Here is a 17460-nt window from a genome sequence, read left to right on the forward strand (position 1 = left end):
TCCGGCCTCCGGCTGAGTTTGCGCGGTCCAACCACGCTTGCCCGCGGCGGCTCAGCCACCACCCTCCCGTGACCACCCGACGTCGTGGTCGGCGTCGCGGAGAGGAGAATGCGTCAGGCCGCGCGGAAGCGATCCGCCTGCTCGGCCACCCGCTGCTCGAAGGTACGAGCCGGACGGCCGGTCATGTGCTCGGTGGTGCCGACCACATTGTGCCTCTTGACATAGAGGGGTGCCAGATCCGGGCGTTTGACGACAGCGACAACGTTGCGCATTTCGGCCGTGGCGACGACGCCGCAGCCGATGCGCGTGCGGCAGAACAGAAGCGCCTGGGCACCGGGCCGCCGGCGCTCTGACCCGTCTGCTGAAGCCTGCGATCAAACTGCGTTAGAACTTGGCCCACCAACACCCGCCGGTGCTACGCGAAGCCGGCCATCTCGGCCGGATGAAATCGTCGGTCATCTCCGTCGGGACGGTGCCGGTGCATGGTGACGTGTTTACTGGTGTAAATGGCCGCCAACAGGTGGTCGGGGGGTGGCTGTGGAGCAAGCGGTGGGTGTCCCAGTGTTGGCGTATTCAGGCGGATGGTTGGACCGGGCGGGTGACCGTCGGGCGGACCCGACGTGGCTCGCGTCGATGCAGAAGTCGGCGAGCGCTCGGTTCCTGCCCCTGTGGCGCGACCGGTGCCTGGTCACCGGGATACCGCCGGTGCCGGCCGTCCTGCCTCGGGCCGCCGTCGAGGAGACTCTGGCGACGGCGGACGTCGTGGTGTTCCTCGGCCTGGAGGGTGACGCCCCGGTGTTCGCCGTCGACCTTTCCGCGATGGACGAGTCCAAGGCGATCGAGCTGGCGAACGCGGACCGTGCCAGCAACGTGCGGGCGTTCGTCGAGGACCTAATGCCGGCCGAGGCGGCAGCCCTGGCGTACGCCCGCGGGCTGCTGCACTGGGCGCGGCACCAGCGGTTCTGTGGAACGTGCGGCTCGCGGACCGAGCCACAGGCCGGCGGACACGTACGCGCCTGCGGTAACGCGGGCTGTGGCCGATTGTGGTTTCCCCGGATCGAGCCGGCCGTGATCATGCTGGTGGAAGCGCCTGACGACCCGCCGCGCTGCCTGCTTGCCAGGCACCGGGGTGCCGCGCCCGACGGCTACTCCACCCTTGCGGGGTTCGTGGAGATCGGCGAGAGCCTCGAGGACGCCGTACGCCGCGAGCTGGCGGAAGAGGTCGGGGTACAAGTCCGTTCGATACAGTACGTGGCCTCGCAGGCATGGCCCTTTCCTGCCGGGATCATGCTCGGCTTCCGGGCCGTCGCCGACGACGACCGAGCCGTGGTGGACGGCGACGAGATCTCGGAGGCACGGTGGTTCACCAGATCGGAGTTGGCCGCGCACGCGGAGGCTCGGGGCGGGCTGGGCCGCGTCGACTCAATCGATCGCTTGCTGTTGCGCTCGTGGCTCGACGAGTCACCCACGCAGACGAGCGAGACGGGATGAAGCCGCATGGCCCAGGCCCGTCCTGACGCGACCGGCCCGGCGCGCCACGACCGGGCGGCAGACCTGCACACCGGACCGCCAACGATGCAGCGCCGCTGATGCGCGCTACTCAGCACGTCCGTGCGCCGGGGCGACGGGCGGTCATTCACGGTTGGTAGCGAGCGACTCGCGGCAGAAGTGCGCGTTCGCCGCTTGATCGGGATTTGCTCCCCCGTGTAGCGCAATGCTTGGCCGGACTTGGCGCTCTGGGCGGCTCGAGGTCTGTGGATCGAGGTTGGGTAGCGTCTGCCGTCATGAGTCTTGCCAACCGCCGTACTCGCGCCGGTGCAATCGCCGGTCCGGCCCGATGGTGGTTGGTGGCAGATCGACTCGCGTTGGTGGCGTTGGCTGCCGCGTCAGCGATGGCATGGGTGTTCGGCGTGACCGTGCTTCAGCCGTTGAGCGAGCCGACGGGCCCGGACGCCTTCGCCGAGGAAAATACCTACTGGGCTCGGGAGCTGCGCTGGGGTGCGCTGATCGCCCTGGTTCTCGTGTTGGTCCTGCTGGCGCGTGGAGGCCGCTGGGCCAGTTGGGGTGTGCTGATTGGTGGCTGCGTTTGGCTGGCGGTCGATGTCGGCCTCGACCGGATTGACTACATGCCCGACAGCGCAGAGCTCGCGATCGGTGCGGCCGCGGCAGCGCTGATCTGTTGTGCCGTCGCGATGGTTCTCCCGGCGGCGTCTCGTCCGAACGCGTCGCTCGCTGTGGCGATGGTGGCTGCCGTTGCAGCCGGGATGGCGACGGCTATCGAGTCGCCGACCGACGTTGAGCCGGCGCTCAACACGGGCAGCGCCGCCGTCGGTTCTCTGCTGGCGCTGGTCGCTGTCGCCGCTGCGGCGCAGGTGGCCGGCCCGGTCAATCGGCCAGGCATTGGCATGACGGTTGCGGTCGGCATCGTTGCTGCGGCAACGCCGTGGCTGGTGCGTTACGTCTGGCCGCAGCCGAGCGGAACCCGGCTGCTCGTAACGTTTGCGTTCACCGTCCTGCTGGTGATCGTTGTCGTGGCGCTCGCCGGGACCCGTCCTGCTTCTCGGCAGCGCCGATACAGCTACGGCTTGGTGGCGGCCATTGTTGTTGTCGCGCTGCCGGTCATGTTCTGGCCACTCGCGCTGCTTGCCCTCCTCACGCAGATCGGCAGACCTTTCACCGCACTCGCCGCCAACACACCGATTCACAGCGCGGACGCAGATGTCGTGTTGATCGTTTTGGCCGTCCCCTTGGGACTGGTCCTCGCCCGGATGCTGCGGAACTTCGTGTTCGACGAGTCGGCCGGACGCACCGGGTCGTGATCCCCGCAGAGGATAGAGCGGCAGCGCTCTTGGCACCTGCTACAGGTTCGATCACTCAGAGCTCGGCCCAGCGGACGAAACAGCGACGCGCGTCGGCCATGCGCCCTCGCTTCTGTCCGCAGTCGAGCCCGCACAAGCCGCGCTTCGGCGCCGCCATAGAGTCCGTGAGTCATTTTGATTGGGCGTCCGGCTCTCGGCACGAGCGCGTGTCGGCGTCCGCGCCGGTCTCACAGAGCGTGACGGCCGTGCCGGAGCGCCGCGCGCGGCCAGCGGCAGAAGAGGATGGTGACCGGCCGCCGATTGCCATGAAAGCCGGCCTCGTGCCACCGTGATCAGCGTGGATGAGATGCGCGGTTCGCGATCCGGCGGGGAGCGGGTGAGTTCAGCTCTGGGCCACGTGGGCGCGCTCGGCGACATTCGTGTTGTGCGTGCTCCTCAACCCGGCAAGTGACCCCTCGTTGCTCCGGCCCGGGTGTGGGCACACCGTCGAAGCGGTCGCTCATCAGCAACGCGCCAGCGCCGGCGACGGGACTATCAACGCCGCAGAGATCCGCCGCCGAATCATCGAAGGGTGACCTCACGTGACGAGCTCCCGCGACACGATCGAAGCAGCCTTCAATCAGCGGGCTACGACCTACAACAGCAACTCCTGGCATATCCGGTACGCCGAACGGCTCGTCGAGCTCGCCGCCCCCGCACCGGGCATGCGCATTATGGACGCCGCGACCGGAACGGGCTTCGCCGCCATCGCCGCCGCACGCGCCGCCGGCCCTACCGCGCACGTGCTCGGCGTGGATATCGCAGAGGGCATGCTCACCCGAGCACGACAATCGATCGCATCGCTGCCTATGACCAACATCGACCTCATCAAGGCCGACGCCACCGCCCTGCCTCACCTGCCCGGCAGCTCATTCGACTTGATTCTCTGCTCTGCCGGCCTGCTCTACCTACCTATCCAGACCGCCCTGCGCGAGTGGCGACGGCTGTTGAAGCCCGGTGGCCTGGTCGGGTTCTCCACCATGAAGGAGGGTTTCCCGACCGCGGCCCGGCTCTTCCGCGAGCATGCCGGCCACTACGGTTTGTCCCTCACCGATCCCGCCACCCGGCTCGGCACGCCGACCCGGTGCGAGCAAGAACTCCGCGACGCCGGGTTCATCCCCACCGACACCGTCACCGAGACCATCCGGTTCTCCCGCACAGACCTCGAATACGCCTGGCAGGCCCACACCCAGGGCCCGCACCACGACGCCATCGCCGCGCTCGGCCCCGAGCAGGCAGAAACGTTCCGCGCCGGTTACACCAGCGCCCTGGCAGAGCTCCTCAGCACCAACGAAGACCAGGTCCTCAACTCAAAGGTCATCTACGCCTTCGGGCGCGCCGGCCGGCAGGAGACGCATACTCAGCTGCCAGCCCAGCTCGCGGAAACCGAGCGCCCGGGCCACTCGACGTGACGCTTGCGGGCGAGCCCGCCACTGAGGCAGCAGGCCGACCTCCAGCGCGTGGGTGACGGCTGCGGTGGCGACCACGCGTGCACAACCACGGCCGCGCTCGGCCGGCACAGTCAGCACGCTGACATGGGCGATGCTGCTGGGCCACCTTCGATAGCCTGCTGCCGCCACGACCTCCAGTCCGGCACGCAGTACAAACACCGGTGACGTGATCTCCGCCAAGCCCGACTCGTCGACGTCTTCATCCGGCACCCGCGCCAGCAGAGCTCCCACCTCGATATCGCCTGCCGGGATCGTCTGGACGGCGCGGGACCCGGCGGGGCGGAAACCGGCCACATCGCAGTAAGCCAAGGTCGCAGGTCCCAAAACCTCGGTGGCCGGCAGCCTGCGACTGACCACGGCCGGGTCGGTCACAGCGGTCGCGGGGAGAGCGCCCAGGGCACGCTGCACGATCTCGGCGGTGTCATCGTCAGGGACCGCAGCGATCACAGCGTTTCCCAGACCAACGATGCCGATCCAACCTGCCGGGCACAGCAACGACCGCGGCGAGACAGCCACGTCAACGGACAGGTCCTTGAAGACGACCGGTGCCCTGGCCAGGTCGACCCAGAGCCGTTGAGCGCGGTCCAGCAGAGGATCATCGGTCACGCTCGCATGATGACAAGCAGCGGGCAGGCACGCGACGGAGATACCACGACAGACTCCGATGTCTGTGATCGGCCATGGGCGACCGATCATCGCCCGCTCGGCGGCAACCCGGCTGGCATACCGGGACTGTAAAAAGAACGGTGTAACTCCTGATCAAGGAGACGCACCTGATGACCATGATGACGGAGGCCGTGGATACTTCCGCGGTGGCCAAGAAGAAGGACCCGGCAGCCTTGTCTGGGAGTGTCGATGCCGAACTGGTCGGCCGGCTCGTGGAGCAGGCTCGTGCCGCGGGCCTGCAGCTGACCGGTGAGGGTGGTCTGCTGCAGCAGCTGACCAAGCGGGTGATCGAGGCGGCGATGGACGGTGAGATCACCGACCACCTCGGCTATGAGAAGCACGATCCGGCCGGCAAGGACGGCGGGAACTCCCGCAACGGGTCGAGGGCGAAGACGGTGCTCACTGATGTCGGCCCGGTCGAGATCGTCGTGCCGCGGGACCGGGACGGCTCGTTCGAGCCGCAGATCGTCAAGAAGCGGCAGCGCCGGCTGACCGGGGTCGAGGACATGGTCCTGTCGCTGTCGGCGAAGGGCCTGACCACCGGGGAGATCAGCGCTCACCTGGCCGAAGTCTATGGCGCCGAGGTGTCGCGGCAGACGATCTCCACGATCACCGACAAGGTGATGGACGGCATGGCTGAGTGGCAGAACCGGCCCCTGGACCGTGTCTATCCGGTCGTGTTCCTCGACGCGATCAACGTCAAGATCCGCGACGGGAAGGTCGCCAACCGGCCGATCTACGTCGCTTTGGCGGTCACCGCCGAGGGCACCCGCGACATCCTCGGGCTGTGGGCCGGCGACGGCGGCGAGGGCGCCAAGTTCTGGTTCAGCGTGTGCACCGAGCTCAAGAACCGCGGCGTCGAGGACGTGCTGATGGCCGTCTGCGACGGCCTCACCGGCCTGCCTGACGCGATCAACACCGTGTGGCCGCAGACGGTGGTCCAGACGTGTGTGGTTCACCTTCTGCGCAACTCGTTCAAATACGCCGGCCGGCAGCACTGGGACGCCATCGCGAAGGCGTTGAAGCCGGTCTACACCGCACCGACCGAGCAAGCCGCCGAGCAGCGGTTCCTGGAGTTCGCCGAGGTCTGGGGCGAGCGATACCCGGCGATCGTCCGGCTCTGGGAGAACGCCTGGGCCGAGTTCGTGCCGTTCCTGGCCTTCGACGCCGAGATCCGCAAGGTCGTCTGCTCGACCAACGCGATCGAGAGCGTGAACGCCCGGATCCGCCGGGCCGTGCGGGCCCGCGGGCACTTCCCGAACGAGCAGGCTGCCCTGAAATGCGTCTACCTCGCCGTGATGGCCCTGGACCCGACCGGCACCGGCCAGCGCCGCTGGACTATGCGCTGGAAACCCGCCCTCAACGCCTTCGACCTCGCCTTCGAAGGACGCCTCACCGCAGGCCGTAACTGACCTTCAACAAATCGAGTTACACCGTTTTCTTGACACTCCCGGCATACCCATTCGGCAGCGGTGATGACCGACGTTGCTTGAGCACGTCGGCAACCCGCATCGGGGGTGTCTGGGCCGGTGCTGCCACGACGACGTGACCGCGTATCCGCTTCTCGGCAGATGCGTACACCGCCGTTGCTGTGAGTGGTGACATTGGGTGGCGGCCGGATCCGCGTAGGTGCTCCTGCACGCACGACACCAGCGAGGGTCGCAGGGTAGTCCGCGGTGTGCCGCTTTGTATCGTGAGCCCTCTGTGCCCTTTCTGTGGATTCGATCGGGTTCGACGGGGCGCCAGGGTCGCGGCAGCAGCGCGCGTCGCGGTGACGGTGAGGGGCGTCAGGCTGTAGTCGGCTGGCCAGTTCGATAGCAACACGAATCAAGGTCGAGGCAGCCGGTTACTCACGGGTTGGTCCAACGCGGTTCGCCGGCGGTAGCCGAACAGGGCGAGGGCGGCCCCGGTGGTGAGCATCAGCCAGCCGGTGAGCGTGATGGCGGCCGTTGGAGTGCCGGTGGTGGGCAGGGTGGGTTTCGGCGCTGGGGACGGTGCGGGTGCCGGTGAGGTTGGTGTCGACGGCTCCGTTGGCGTTGGTTCCGTGGGAGTCGGGGCCGAGTCGCCTGCGCTGGTGTGGGTGACGGCGCTGATCAGGTAGCTGACGCCGTTGGTCAGGCCGGTGATGGTGCAGGTGGTGGCGTCGGTCGTGGTGCAGGATGCCGAATCCGCGGCCGCGATCTGGGCGGTGCCCAACTGCTGCATGGCCGTTGTGGTGATGCACGGGCTGGTGGTGGACCGGCACGGGGTGTTGGTGGCCGTCGCCGTGATGGTGTAGCCGAGCAGGGTTCCGCTGCCCTGTCGCCCGGGCTGCCACGCCACGGTGATGGCCTCGTTCCTGGGTTGCGCATTCGTGATGGCGGGCGGCTGCAGGCCGGGCGGTGGGGGTCCGGTGTTCGGGGTGACCGGGCCGGAAGCGGCGCTGGCGGTGGACGTTCCGGTCTTGGTCGTGGCGGTCATGGTGACCGTGTACGTGGTGCCGTTGGTCAGGCCGTTGATCGTGCACAGGGTGCCTTGGTTGCTGTTGCTGTTGGTTGTGCAGGTCCTCCCGCCGGGAGACGCGGTCGCCGTGTAGATGACCGAGGTGTCACCGTCCAGGGCCGCCGGAGTCCACGACACCGTGATCGCCCGATCGCCGGGGCCTGCGGTGACGCCGGTCGGTGGCTGCGGCGCGGTGCCGGGGGTGACCGGTTCGGATGGGTTGCTGGCGGTCGACGCTCCGGTCTTGGTAGTCGCGGCCACGGTGACCGTGTACGTCGTGCCGTTGGTCAGGCCATGGATGGTGCACGACGTGCCGTGGCTGCTGTTGCTGTTGGCTGTGCAGGACTTGCCGCCGGGAGACGCGGTCGCTGTGTACTTGACCGAGGCGTCGTCCAGGGCTGCGGGAGTCCAGGACACCGTGATCGCCTTGTCTCCGGATGTCACGGTCACACCGGTCGGCGGCTGCGGGCCGGCGGATGGCGTTGGGCTAGGGCTGGGCGTCGCTGACACCGACGGGCCGGCAGTCGGTGTCAGCGACGGGCCGGCAGTCGGTGTCGAGGTAGGACTGGGCGTTGCCGCTGGGGAAGGGCTCGCGGTCGGCATCGAAACAGGACTGGGAGCAGTCGACGGAGAGGGGGTGGCAGCCGGCGACGGGACAGGGCTGAGAGTCGCTGACGGAGATGGGCTGGCAGCCGGCGACGGCGCGAGGCTGGGCGTTTGCGACGGAGAAGGGCTGGCCGCTGGGGTGGGGCTCGGCTCCGCAGACTCCGACGGGCTGGGAGTCGGAGATGAGGTAGGGCTAGGGCTGGGACTGGCAGACTCCGACGGGCTAGCGGTTGCTGACGGCGAAGGGCTGGCTGAAGGCGAAGGGCTGGCTGACGGCGCAGGGCCAGGAGTTGCCGCCGACGACAGGTTGCTGGCAGTCGAGGTTCCGACGGTCGTGGTGGCGACCACGGTGACCGTGTAGGCAACGCCATTGGTCAGGCCCGCAATCGTGCACGTCGTCGCCGCGGACGCAGTGCACGTCCTTCCTCCTGGACTCGTCGTAGCGGTGTAGCCGGTCAGCGTGCCGTCACCCAGATCCGAAGGAGCCGTCCAGGACACCTCGAGCTGCTGTTCGCCTGGGCTCAAGGTGACATCCGTCGGCGGCTGCGGGCCGGCCGGCGGCGACGCCAACGGCCACACCCTGACCGGCGCCGACTGGCTGGTGCTGCCGCCGTTCCCCAGCTCACCGGATACGCCGTAGCCCCAGCAGTATGCCTTGCTGTCGCTGCTCACCCCGCAGACGTGGCTCGGGCCCGCGTCGAGCTGGGTGAAGGTCACCCCGGCCGGCGCGTTCACGCGTACCGGGCTCTCCTGGTTTGCGGTGTCGCCATTGCCCAACTGACCGTTGGCGCCGTAACCCCAGCAGTAGGCATTGGCGTCGCTGCCCAGCCCGCACCTGAATTGCCAACCGGCGGTGAGCTGGGTGAAGACCGGCGCATCCACCGCCATCGGGCTCCAGTTACCGCTGCTCCAGCAGTAGGTCCTGGTGTCGTTGCCCAGCCCGCAGGTCTCGTCCGCACCGGCGGTGAGCTGGGTGAAGGTCACCCCGTCAGGAGCGACTACGGGCACCGGAAGCAACTGGTTCTCGAAGCCGCCGCCGCTGCCCCAGCAGTACGCGTGGTTGTCGCTGCTCAGCCCGCAGGTGTGGGAGGCGCCGCCGGTGAGCTGGATGAACGAGACGCCGGGCGGGGCGTTCACCGCCACCGGGATCGACCGGTCGTCGGTGCTGCCGTCACCCAGCTCACCGTTCCAGTTGCCACCCCAGCAGTACGCCAGGGTGTCGCTGCCGATCCCACACGTGTGGGTGCCACCGGCGGTCAGCTGGGTGAAGGTGACCCCGAACGGAGGGTTGACCTGCACCAGACCCGGCCGTTCCGCGTTGCGGCCCTCCCCCAGCTGGCCGCGGATGCCGTTCCCCCAGCAGTACGCCTGGGTGTCGCTGCCAAGCCCGCACGTGTGCTGCATGCCGGTTGTGAGCTGGGTGAAGGCAACGCCGTCCGGAGCGCTCACCGGCAACGGAGCCCGGATCGGCTGGAACATGAACGTGCCGGCGCCCAACTGACCGGAGTTCGGGCTGCCCCAGCAGTAGGCCCGCCCGCTGACCGCCCGCGCGCAGGTGTGCCCCGCGCCGACGCTCACCTGCGCCACCAGGTTGTCCGGGGACTGGGCCATGCTCGGCGCGCCAGTCACCGCCGCCAGCATTCCGGCGAGCACCACCACAGCCCCGGCCAGGGCGACGATCCTTCTCAGCACACCGCCGACCGCACCACGGCCCGGCGACGGCATTGATCATCTGGCCGCTGGATTCACCCGTTCAGGTGAGGGACCGCCAGCGGCGGCGCGATTGCCACCTGTTGCCCCGCGCACTTGCCGTGGCGGCCGCTCAGCGCGCAAGGTGCCTGCATGACGAGCACCATCGGAAGCGCCCAGGGCACCCTCGACGAACCGGCCGTGCGCGCGTTCGTCGCCGACCAGCTGGCCGGCGCGGACCTCGACGGCCGCCGGATCTGCGTGATCGTGCCGGACGCCACCCGCAGCTGCCCACTGCCGATGCTGATGTCCGTCCTGCACGAAACGCTGCACGGGCGGGCCGCCGCGGTCACCGTGCTGATCGCGCTCGGCACCCACGCGCCGATGACCGACGAGCAGCTGCTGGCGCACCTCGGCGGGCCCTATCCGGGGTTCATGGTGCTCAACCACGAGTGGTGGATGCCGTCGGCGCTGGTGTCGATCGGGCAGATCCCGGCGGCCCGGGTCGCCGAGCTGTCCGACGCCCGGATGGCCCAGGACGTCGACGTGGTGCTGAACCGGGCGGTCGTCGAGCACGACGTGTGCCTGGTGATCGGCCCGGTGTTCCCGCACGAGGTGGTCGGCTTCTCCGGCGGCAACAAGTACTTCTTCCCCGGCGTCGCCGGGCAGGAGATCATCGACTTTTCGCACTGGCTCGGCGCGCTGATCACCAGCGCGGCCATCATCGGCACCCGGGGCATCACCCCGGTCCGGGCGCTGATCAACGAGGCGGCGGCGCTGATCCCGAGCCGCCGGCTGGCACTGTGCCTGGTCGTGCAGTCGGGCTCCGGGGCGCTGCACGCGGTGTCGTTCGGAGCGCCGGAGGACGCGTGGGCGGCCTGCGCCGACATCTCCGCCGAAACGCACGTGCGGTATCTGGACGCCCCGGTCCGCAAGATCCTCTCCATCATTCCGGCGAAGTACGACGACATGTGGACCGGCGCGAAGGGCTTCTACAAGGTGGAGCCGGTGGTCGCCGACGGCGGCCAGGTGATCCTCTACGCGCCGCACATCACCCGGATCGCGGCGATGCACCCGGAGATCGAAAAGATCGGCTACCACTGCCGCGACTACTTCCTCAAGCAGTGGGACCGCTTCGCCGACCAGCACTGGGGGGTGCTCGCGCACTCGACGCACCTGCGCGGCGCCGGCACCTGGGACCCGGTCGAGGGTGAGCGGCTGCGGGTGACCGTCACGCTGGCCACCGGCATTCCGGAACAGGTGGTCCGCGACGCGAACCTGGACTACCTGGACCCGGCGACGGTCGACCTGGCCGACCCGGGCTCGTTCGTGGTGCCCAACGCCGGGGAGATCCTGTTCCGCCTGCGGTGAGCGGTGGAGCCGCGCACCACCAGCCGCGAGGGCAGGCTGACCGGCTCGGCCGCGTGCGGGGTCGCGCCGCGGATCATGGCCTCGGCTCGTACGGCCCGGTCGGCAGCGCCCGCGCGAGAGGGCTGGTCCGGTAGCCCAGGTCGGCGGCGCGCTTGCCGTGCTGCTGAACTGGGCATCCAATGGGCGGATGACTGATTCGCTGAGCGCTGTGGTGGCGCGGCTGGGCGACGCGCTGGGCGGGGTGCGCCGCCTCGGCGTCGCGTTCTCCGGCGGCGTGGACTCGTCGGTGCTGCTCGCCCTCGCGGCCCGGGCGCTGGGCCGCGAGCAGGTGGTGGCCCTGCTCGGGGTCTCCGCCAGCCTGGCCGCCGACGAGCGGACCGCCGCGCACGCCGTCGCCCGCGACCTGGACGTCAGGGTCGTCGAGGTGGCGACCGCGGAGATGCAGCGGCCGCAGTACCGGGCGAACGGGCCGGACCGCTGCTACCACTGCAAGGACGAGCTGTTCGCCACGATCGACGCGCGGGTGGTGCGGGAGCAGCGGCTGGACGCCGTGGCGTACGGGGAGAACCTCGACGACGCGCGCCGTCCGGACCGGCCGGGCAGCCGGGCCGCGGCCGAGCACCGGGTGCTGCGGCCGCTGGCCGACCTCGGGCTGGCCAAGGCGGACGTCCGCCGGCTCGCCGGCGAGCTGGGCCTGGCCTGCGCCGACAAGCCGGCCGCGCCCTGCCTGGCGTCGCGGATCCCGCATTTCGCCGAGGTCACCCCGGCCAAGCTGCGCCAGGTGGAGCAGGCCGAGGCGGCGCTGCGGCGGCTGGGTTTCACCGATTCACGGGTACGCCACCACGGCGATGTCGCCCGCATCGAACTGCCCGCCGACGACCTGGTCCGCGCTGTCAGCGAGCCGTTGCGAACAGCCGTGCACGAGGCTGTCGTCGCCGCGGGTTTCCGGTTCGCCGCGGTGGATCTGGCCGGCATCCAGTCCGGCGCGTTCACCCTGCCGCTGGTCACGGTCGGTGCCAAGCCTGACGAGTGGCACCACGCCGGACCCGTCGCCCACTCGTCGCAGCCGCAGACGCCGGCGGCCGTCGGGACGGCCGCCCGTGACTGAGCAGGCCTTCGACCTGGATCTCGATCGCGCTGCGCGGCGCGGCTACCCGGAAGCCGTCTACTGTGCCGGCAAGACCCCGGCGCACGTCGGCGCCATCGCGGCCACCGTCCGGGACCGGCCCGACGTGACCACCCTGTTCACCCGCGCAAGCGCCGAGCACGCCGACGCCGTGCTGCGCGAACTCCCGGACGCCCACCACGACCCCGCCGCCGGGCTGCTGGCCTGGCCGGCTGCCCCGCCGCCCGCGAGCGGCGGCCCGGTGCTGGTGGTCGCGGCCGGCACCTCGGACCTGCCGGTCGCCCGGGAAGCCCTGCTCACCGCCCGCTACCTGGGCCGCGACGCCGACCTGATCGTCGACGTCGGCGTGGCCGGTCTGCACCGCATCCTCGGCCACCTGCCCGCCCTGCGCGCCGCCCACGCCGTCGTGGTCGCCGCCGGCATGGACGGCGCGCTGCCCAGCGTGGTCGCCGGACTCATCAGCGCACCGGTGGTCGCGGTGCCCACCTCGGTCGGTTACGGCGCCGCCTTCGGCGGCCTGGCGCCGCTGCTGGCCATGCTCAACGCCTGCGCGCCGGGGGTCGCCGTGGTCAACATCGACAACGGGTACGGCGCCGGGCACCTGGCCGCCCAGATCACGGCGACCCGATGAGACTGTGGATCGACGCCTCGGCGGGGATCGCCGGGGACATGCTGCTCGGCGCCCTGCACGACGCCGGCGTTTCGCTGCCACGGATTCAGGCCGCGGTCGACGCGGTGCTGCCCGGCGCCGTACGCATCACCGCCGCCGAGGTGAACCGGGCCGGCCTGCGCGCCTGCAAGGTCGAGGTCACCCCGGTCGCCGCCGACCAGCCGCGCCGCACCTGGCGCGACATCCGCGGCATGCTCGCATCCGCGCCGCGGGCCGCCGAGGTGTTCGCCCGGCTGGCCGAGGCCGAGGCCGCCGTGCACGGCACCACCCCCGAGCAGGTGCACTTCCACGAGGTGGGCGCGCTGGACGCGATCGCCGACGTGGTCGGGGTGTGTGCCGCCCTCGACGACCTGGGCGTCACCAGCGTCTCCGCGGGCGAGGTGGCGGTGGGTTCCGGCACGGTCCGCGCCGCCCACGGGGTGCTGCCGGTGCCCGCCCCGGCGGTCGCCGAGTTGTCCCGCGGCTGGCGGATCCGCTCCGGCGGCACCGGGGAACTGGCCACCCCCACCGGCATGGCGCTGCTGCGCACCCTGGCTGCTACCTGCGAGGACCTGCCGTCGATCACCGTTTCAGCAGTCGGCGTGGGCGCCGGCACCCGGGACACCCCGTCGCGGCCCAACGTGGTCCGGGTGCTGCTCGGCCAGGTCGAATCCCCGGCTCAGCAGGCGGTGGTCCTGGAGGCCAACGTGGACGACCTCGACCCGCGGCTGTGGCCGGGCGTACTCGCCGGCCTGCTGCAAGCCGGCGCCGACGACGCGTGGCTGGTGCCGATCCTGATGAAGAAGGGCCGCCCGGCGCACACCCTGACCGTCCTCTGCTCCCCCGCCGCCGCCGACCCGGTCCGGGCACAGATCTTCCGCTCGACCAGCACCCTGGGGGTCCGGGCGTCGTCGCGGCGCAAGACCGCCCTGGACCGCACCTTCGTGCGGGTGAGTGTGGACGGCCACGCCTGCGCGGTGAAGCTCGGCCACTCCGGCGGGGTGATCGTGCAGGTCATGCCGGAGTTCGAGGACGTCGCGGCGCTGGCCCGGGCACTCGGCATCGCCGAACGCGACGCGCTGGCCCGGGCCGGGCAGGCCGCGGCGGCGGCCGGTCTGGTGATCGGCGCTCCGCTGTCACGCTGGGGTGAGCGTGAAGGTGGAGCTCCCGGTGAACTCGGCGCCGGACTCGCGGGGGTCGAGGCGTAGCTGCCCGTTGCGCACCCGCACGAACCGGTCCGGATAGTTCGAGGACGTGAACCGTACCGTGCCCGGGTCGGGACCCGGCTGGACGCAGAAGGTGGCGTCCTGCCGGAACAGCTGCGCGTCCTCCTCGTCGCTCAGCAGGAGCCGGAACGAGGCGTGCCGGACGAAGCGGCCGTCGGCGGATCGCAGCGTGATGCAGGCCGACTCGGCGATTCCCGCAGCCACGGTCAGCACGGTTCCCGGCTTGCCGGCGGCGACAACGAGGAAGTCGCGGTCGAGGGACACGGCGGTGTCCGGTTGCCCGGCCGGACGGATCACCACCCGGCCCGCGGGCACGAGGGGTGCGCTGGAGGGCGCCGGCGCGCTTGCTGCCGGTGCTGCCGGCCGGCTCGCCGAAGCGGCGTCGGGCGGACCGTCGGGCAGCGCCAGATACACCCCGCCGGAGACGGCGGCGCCCACCACCACGACGACGGCCGCCGCTTTCAGGCCGGCGAGGTGCGTCAACCATCCCGCGGTGCCGGCGCTCACCGCTTTGCCCGCCGCGGCAGTCATCGCCGCGCCGCCGCTGGGCGTCACTGTCGCGGCCAGCGCGCCCGCCGGCAGCAGGACCAGCGCGCCGCCGAGCACCAGACGTTCCACCGAGACGAGACCGGTGCGCGCCGCCCCGCAGCGGGCGCAGCCGCGCACGTGTCTGATGAAACGCTTACGCCATCGTGAGCCGGGCATGCCGTTCCAGCCTGCGGTGAGGGCCTCCAGGTCGGGGCAGAGCGGCTCGGCGTCCAGCGCCGCGACCAGGTGGCGGCACTGCTCGAGCTGGTTGCGCATGCGCTGCAGCCGGACCCGGGCGTGCGCCGGGCCGATGTCGAGCGCCGCCACCACCTCGGACCGGCTCAGCTCACCGGTCAGCTCCTGCCACCACAGTGCCGCCAGGTCCTGGTCGTCGTGCTCGAGCCAGCGGGCGGCCTGGGCGACCTGGCGACGCTGGGCGGACAGGCCCAGCCGCAGCAGCGTGACGTCGGCGAACTCGGCGTCGCGGTCCGGGATGTCCGCGGCATCGTCCAGCGACGCCGTCCGGTCGCGTTCCTGCTGCCAGGACCGCAACCGGCTGCTGATCTGCCGCATGGCGATAGCGACCAGCCAGGACCGGAAGCTCGCCGGCGTGCGCAGGGCCGGCAGATCGCGGTGCGCCCGCAGCACCGTCTCCTGAACGACGTCGTCGACGTCGGCATGCCCGCCGAGCGCCCGGCCCACGATGCGGTACAGCATCGGCAGGTGCGCGGCCATCAGCGCCTCGGCGGCCTGCCGGTCACCACCGCGCGCCGCGAGCACCAGGTCGGTCAGAGCGGCACTGTTTTGTGTTACGGCCCCGGGCCGGCCGGCGTCTCCCAGATGAGCGTGGCTCGCCGCCCCGCCGCCCCCTGCCGGCACCCACACCTGCACGCACCCCTGCCCATCGCTTTCAACGAGCCCTGATGCTACCGGCAACAATGGTGAAACAGATCAGTAGCTTTGCCTTTTTATCGGGCTCGGCGGCGGGTATCCCGATAATGGCGTACGGTCGCTTGTCCTTTGCGAAAGCTCAGCTCGAGAAAAGACATTCCCGGGCAATGAATTACCGCATGGTTGCCGGCCTCCGGGCGCCCGGTGCGTGGGCCGGGCGCCCGGAGGTGCCGCTCAGAGCGTGAACACCAGCGTGGAGATGCTGCGGGCGGGGACGTTGACGGTCACCTGTCCCCCGTTCACGGTGGTCGGCTGTGCAGCCGCGTTGGCGGCCTGCGAGGTGAGGTAGTGCTCGGCCTTCGCAACGTTCTGCGGGGCCTGGATCACGGCGTTGTTGACCGCGCTGGTGGAGCGGTTCAGAAGCACCAGCTTGATCTTTCCGCCGCCCTGATAGGCGGTCACCTCCAGCGGCGACGCCTTGGCACCCTTGGTCAGGGCGATCCGCTGGTCGCCCGGGCGCACGTACTTCGCGTACTGCGAGAACGCGTGACCGCGCTTGAGCGGGGCGCCGGCCGTGGTGCCGAAAGCCGCCTCGCCGTCGCCGATGAACGAGTAGTAGCGCTTGCCGTACCACCAGACGTAGGCGCTCCAGTTGGACTCCATCGACCGGTGCACCGTACGCATGATGTCATCGAGGGTCTCGTCCCAGACCGCCTGGTTGCCGGGGTTGCCCCAGATGGTGGAGCCGTTGCCGTCGGCCTCGTGGAAGTTCCATTCGGTCATCCACACCGGCTTGTTGTTCTGGTCGGCCAGAGGGTACGCCTTGAGCCGCCCGGATCCCTCGGTGCCGTACAGATGGCCGCCGATGTAGCCGATGTTGTTGCGGGCGGTCGTGTCGTTGAGGGTCGGGTCGGTGTAGCTGTAGTTCAGATTGACCGCCTCGGCGACCATCAGCTTCGTGTTCTGCACCTTGGCGCCCTGGTCACGGACGAAGTTGCGCAGTTCGGTGCCGCTCCAGTCCATCGAGTCGTAGTCCGGGTGCCAGTCCGGCTCGTTCTGCACCGAGGTGACGTCCACTGTCACGCCCTGGTTGCGCATGTACTGGACGTAGCTGTTCAGGTGGTTGGCGTAGTCGTCGTAGTAGTCGGTCTTCAGCTTGCCGCCGTTGATCCGGCTGTTGTTGGTCTTCCACGCCGCCGGTGCCGTCCACGGTGAGGCGAGGATCTTCACGCCCGAGCCGTAGGACTTCGCCGTCTTCAGCGCGTTCACCTGGGTCGGCCACTCACCCGAGATCGGCGAGATGCCGGTCCGCACGATCGACAGGCCCAGCTGGTTCGGCCCGAGGCCGACGAGTGTCTGCGTCTCGGCGGTCGACCAGGCGCTCCCCCAGATCGAGACGGCGGCTCCGAACCCGTCGATGGTCTGGTACTTCGTGGCGCTGTTGACGGTGATGTCCGGTGTGGCGGACGGACCGGTCGACGGGCTGACCGGCGGGCTCGTGGGCGGCGTGCTGGGTTGCACGCCGCCGGTGCAGGCGATCCCGTTCACCGCGAAGTTGGTGGGTGCGGGGTTGCTCCCGGTCCACGAGCCGTTGAAGCCGAACGAAGCCGTGCCGTTGGTCGCCAGGGCGCCGTTGTAGCTGACGTTCCTGGCGGTCACCGCGGCGCCGGCCTGGATCACCGTTGCGTTCCAGGCCTGGGTGACCGTCTGAGCCGCCCCGTACGACCAGGTGAGCGTCCAGTTGGTGATCGGATCGCCGAGGTTGGTGATCGTGACGTTGGCGCCGAAGCCGCCCTGCCACTGCGACGCCACGGTGTAGCTCACCGCGCAGCCCGCCGCCGCCGCGCCGGCCGGCAGCAGCACCGCGGATGCCAGGACCACCGCGCCGGCGCAGACCAGGGCGACGTTTCTCATCCGC

14 protein-coding genes and 2 pseudogenes are annotated in these 17460 nt (G+C 70.2%); 10 read left to right on the forward strand and 6 right to left on the reverse strand.

Annotation, left to right across the window (positions count from 1 at the left end):
- Positions 1-68: 68 nt before the first annotated feature.
- The 4 genes from OHA21_RS17140 (at position 69) to OHA21_RS17155 (ending at position 4270) form a co-directional block, all read left to right on the forward strand.
- The gene (locus tag OHA21_RS17140) at positions 69-353 is read left to right on the forward strand and encodes a hypothetical protein (protein WP_328475035.1); all 285 of its coding nucleotides are present in this window, start codon (positions 69-71) and stop codon (positions 351-353) included.
- A 280-nt stretch (positions 354-633) separates the two neighbouring features.
- A complete protein-coding gene (gene nudC, locus OHA21_RS17145; RefSeq protein WP_328475036.1) occupies positions 634-1491 on the forward strand; it encodes an NAD(+) diphosphatase in 858 nt (285 codons plus the stop codon).
- 293 nt (positions 1492-1784) lie between these two features.
- Positions 1785-2819 (forward strand): hypothetical protein, encoded by a 1035-nt coding sequence (locus OHA21_RS17150; RefSeq protein ID WP_328475037.1) that lies wholly within the window; start codon positions 1785-1787, stop codon positions 2817-2819.
- A gap of 581 nt (positions 2820-3400) precedes the next feature.
- Positions 3401-4270 carry a class I SAM-dependent methyltransferase gene (locus tag OHA21_RS17155; protein ID WP_328475038.1) on the forward strand — a complete coding sequence of 290 codons (870 nt, stop codon included), beginning with the start codon at positions 3401-3403 and terminating at the stop codon, positions 4268-4270.
- Here the strand turns inward: OHA21_RS17155 and OHA21_RS17160 are convergent.
- Complete coding sequence (locus OHA21_RS17160) at positions 4169-4915, reverse strand: GNAT family N-acetyltransferase (RefSeq protein ID WP_328475039.1); 747 nt, start codon at positions 4913-4915, stop codon at positions 4169-4171. The two genes, OHA21_RS17155 and OHA21_RS17160, sit on opposite strands and share 102 nt — an antisense overlap.
- Positions 4916-5085: 170 nt before the next feature.
- Here OHA21_RS17160 and OHA21_RS17165 point away from each other — a divergent pair, with 170 nt between their 5' ends.
- Positions 5086-6387: an IS256 family transposase gene (locus OHA21_RS17165; protein WP_328467659.1), complete on the forward strand. Its 1302-nt coding sequence runs from the start codon at positions 5086-5088 to the stop codon at positions 6385-6387.
- 415 nt (positions 6388-6802) lie between these two features.
- Here the strand turns inward: OHA21_RS17165 and OHA21_RS17170 are convergent, their stop codons facing one another.
- Positions 6803-7900, reverse strand: coding sequence for a fibronectin type III domain-containing protein (locus tag OHA21_RS17170; protein WP_328475040.1), 1098 nt, complete (start codon positions 7898-7900; stop codon positions 6803-6805).
- On the opposite strand from OHA21_RS17170, the gene OHA21_RS17175 reads away from it, so the two are divergent.
- Entirely contained in the window at positions 7875-8423 is a 549-nt protein-coding gene (locus OHA21_RS17175) for a hypothetical protein (protein ID WP_328475041.1), read from the forward strand. The two genes, OHA21_RS17170 and OHA21_RS17175, sit on opposite strands and share 26 nt — an antisense overlap.
- A 5-nt stretch (positions 8424-8428) precedes the next feature.
- On the opposite strand, the pseudogene OHA21_RS52740 reads toward OHA21_RS17175, so the two are convergent.
- Positions 8429-8641, reverse strand: a pseudogene (locus tag OHA21_RS52740) (fibronectin type III domain-containing protein); the annotation flags it as partial.
- Positions 8642-8725: 84 nt separating this feature from the next.
- Positions 8726-9787: pseudogene (locus tag OHA21_RS52745) on the reverse strand (RCC1 domain-containing protein); the annotation flags it as partial.
- A gap of 117 nt (positions 9788-9904) precedes the next feature.
- Between OHA21_RS52745 and OHA21_RS17185 the strand changes: the two are divergent.
- From OHA21_RS17185 to larC, 4 genes are all read left to right on the forward strand, one after another.
- The gene (locus tag OHA21_RS17185) at positions 9905-11122 is read left to right on the forward strand and encodes a lactate racemase domain-containing protein (RefSeq protein ID WP_328475043.1); all 1218 of its coding nucleotides are present in this window, start codon (positions 9905-9907) and stop codon (positions 11120-11122) included.
- 187 nt (positions 11123-11309) lie between these two features.
- Positions 11310-12230, forward strand: coding sequence for an ATP-dependent sacrificial sulfur transferase LarE (gene larE / locus OHA21_RS17190; protein WP_328475044.1), 921 nt, complete (start codon positions 11310-11312; stop codon positions 12228-12230).
- Positions 12223-12879, forward strand: coding sequence for a nickel pincer cofactor biosynthesis protein LarB (gene larB / locus OHA21_RS17195; RefSeq protein ID WP_328475045.1), 657 nt, complete (start codon positions 12223-12225; stop codon positions 12877-12879). Before larE ends, larB begins: the two co-directional genes overlap by 8 nt.
- Positions 12876-14105 carry a nickel pincer cofactor biosynthesis protein LarC gene (larC, locus tag OHA21_RS17200; protein ID WP_328475046.1) on the forward strand — a complete coding sequence of 410 codons (1230 nt, stop codon included), beginning with the start codon at positions 12876-12878 and terminating at the stop codon, positions 14103-14105. The genes larB and larC overlap by 4 nt, the downstream gene beginning before the upstream one ends.
- Here larC and OHA21_RS17205 read toward each other — a convergent pair.
- On the reverse strand, positions 14034-15431 hold the full coding sequence (locus OHA21_RS17205) for a sigma-70 family RNA polymerase sigma factor (protein WP_328475047.1): 1398 nt from the start codon (positions 15429-15431) through the stop codon (positions 14034-14036). The two genes, larC and OHA21_RS17205, sit on opposite strands and share 72 nt — an antisense overlap.
- A 345-nt stretch (positions 15432-15776) precedes the next feature.
- A complete protein-coding gene (locus OHA21_RS17210) occupies positions 15777-17456 on the reverse strand; it encodes a cellulose binding domain-containing protein (protein WP_442875106.1) in 1680 nt (559 codons plus the stop codon).
- Positions 17457-17460 lie beyond the last annotated feature (4 nt).

The organism is Actinoplanes sp. NBC_00393, assembly GCF_036053395.1.
Taxonomy (GTDB): Bacteria; Actinomycetota; Actinomycetes; order Mycobacteriales; family Micromonosporaceae; genus Actinoplanes.

Bases quoted from the DNA above. Each gene is read 5' to 3' on its own strand.
- OHA21_RS17150 (WP_328475037.1), top strand. From the start codon at position 1,785: ATGAGTCTTGCCAACCGCCGTACTCGCGCCGGTGCAATCGCCGGTCCG.
- nudC (WP_328475036.1), top strand. From the start codon at position 634: ATGCAGAAGTCGGCGAGCGCTCGGTTCCTGCCCCTGTGGCGCGACCGG.
- OHA21_RS17185 (WP_328475043.1), top strand. From the start codon at position 9,905: ATGACGAGCACCATCGGAAGCGCCCAGGGCACCCTCGACGAACCGGCC.
- larE (WP_328475044.1), top strand. From the start codon at position 11,310: ATGACTGATTCGCTGAGCGCTGTGGTGGCGCGGCTGGGCGACGCGCTG.
- larC (WP_328475046.1), top strand. From the start codon at position 12,876: ATGAGACTGTGGATCGACGCCTCGGCGGGGATCGCCGGGGACATGCTG.
- OHA21_RS17210 (WP_442875106.1), bottom strand. From the start codon at position 17,456: ATGAGAAACGTCGCCCTGGTCTGCGCCGGCGCGGTGGTCCTGGCATCC.
- OHA21_RS17165 (WP_328467659.1), top strand. From the start codon at position 5,086: ATGACCATGATGACGGAGGCCGTGGATACTTCCGCGGTGGCCAAGAAG.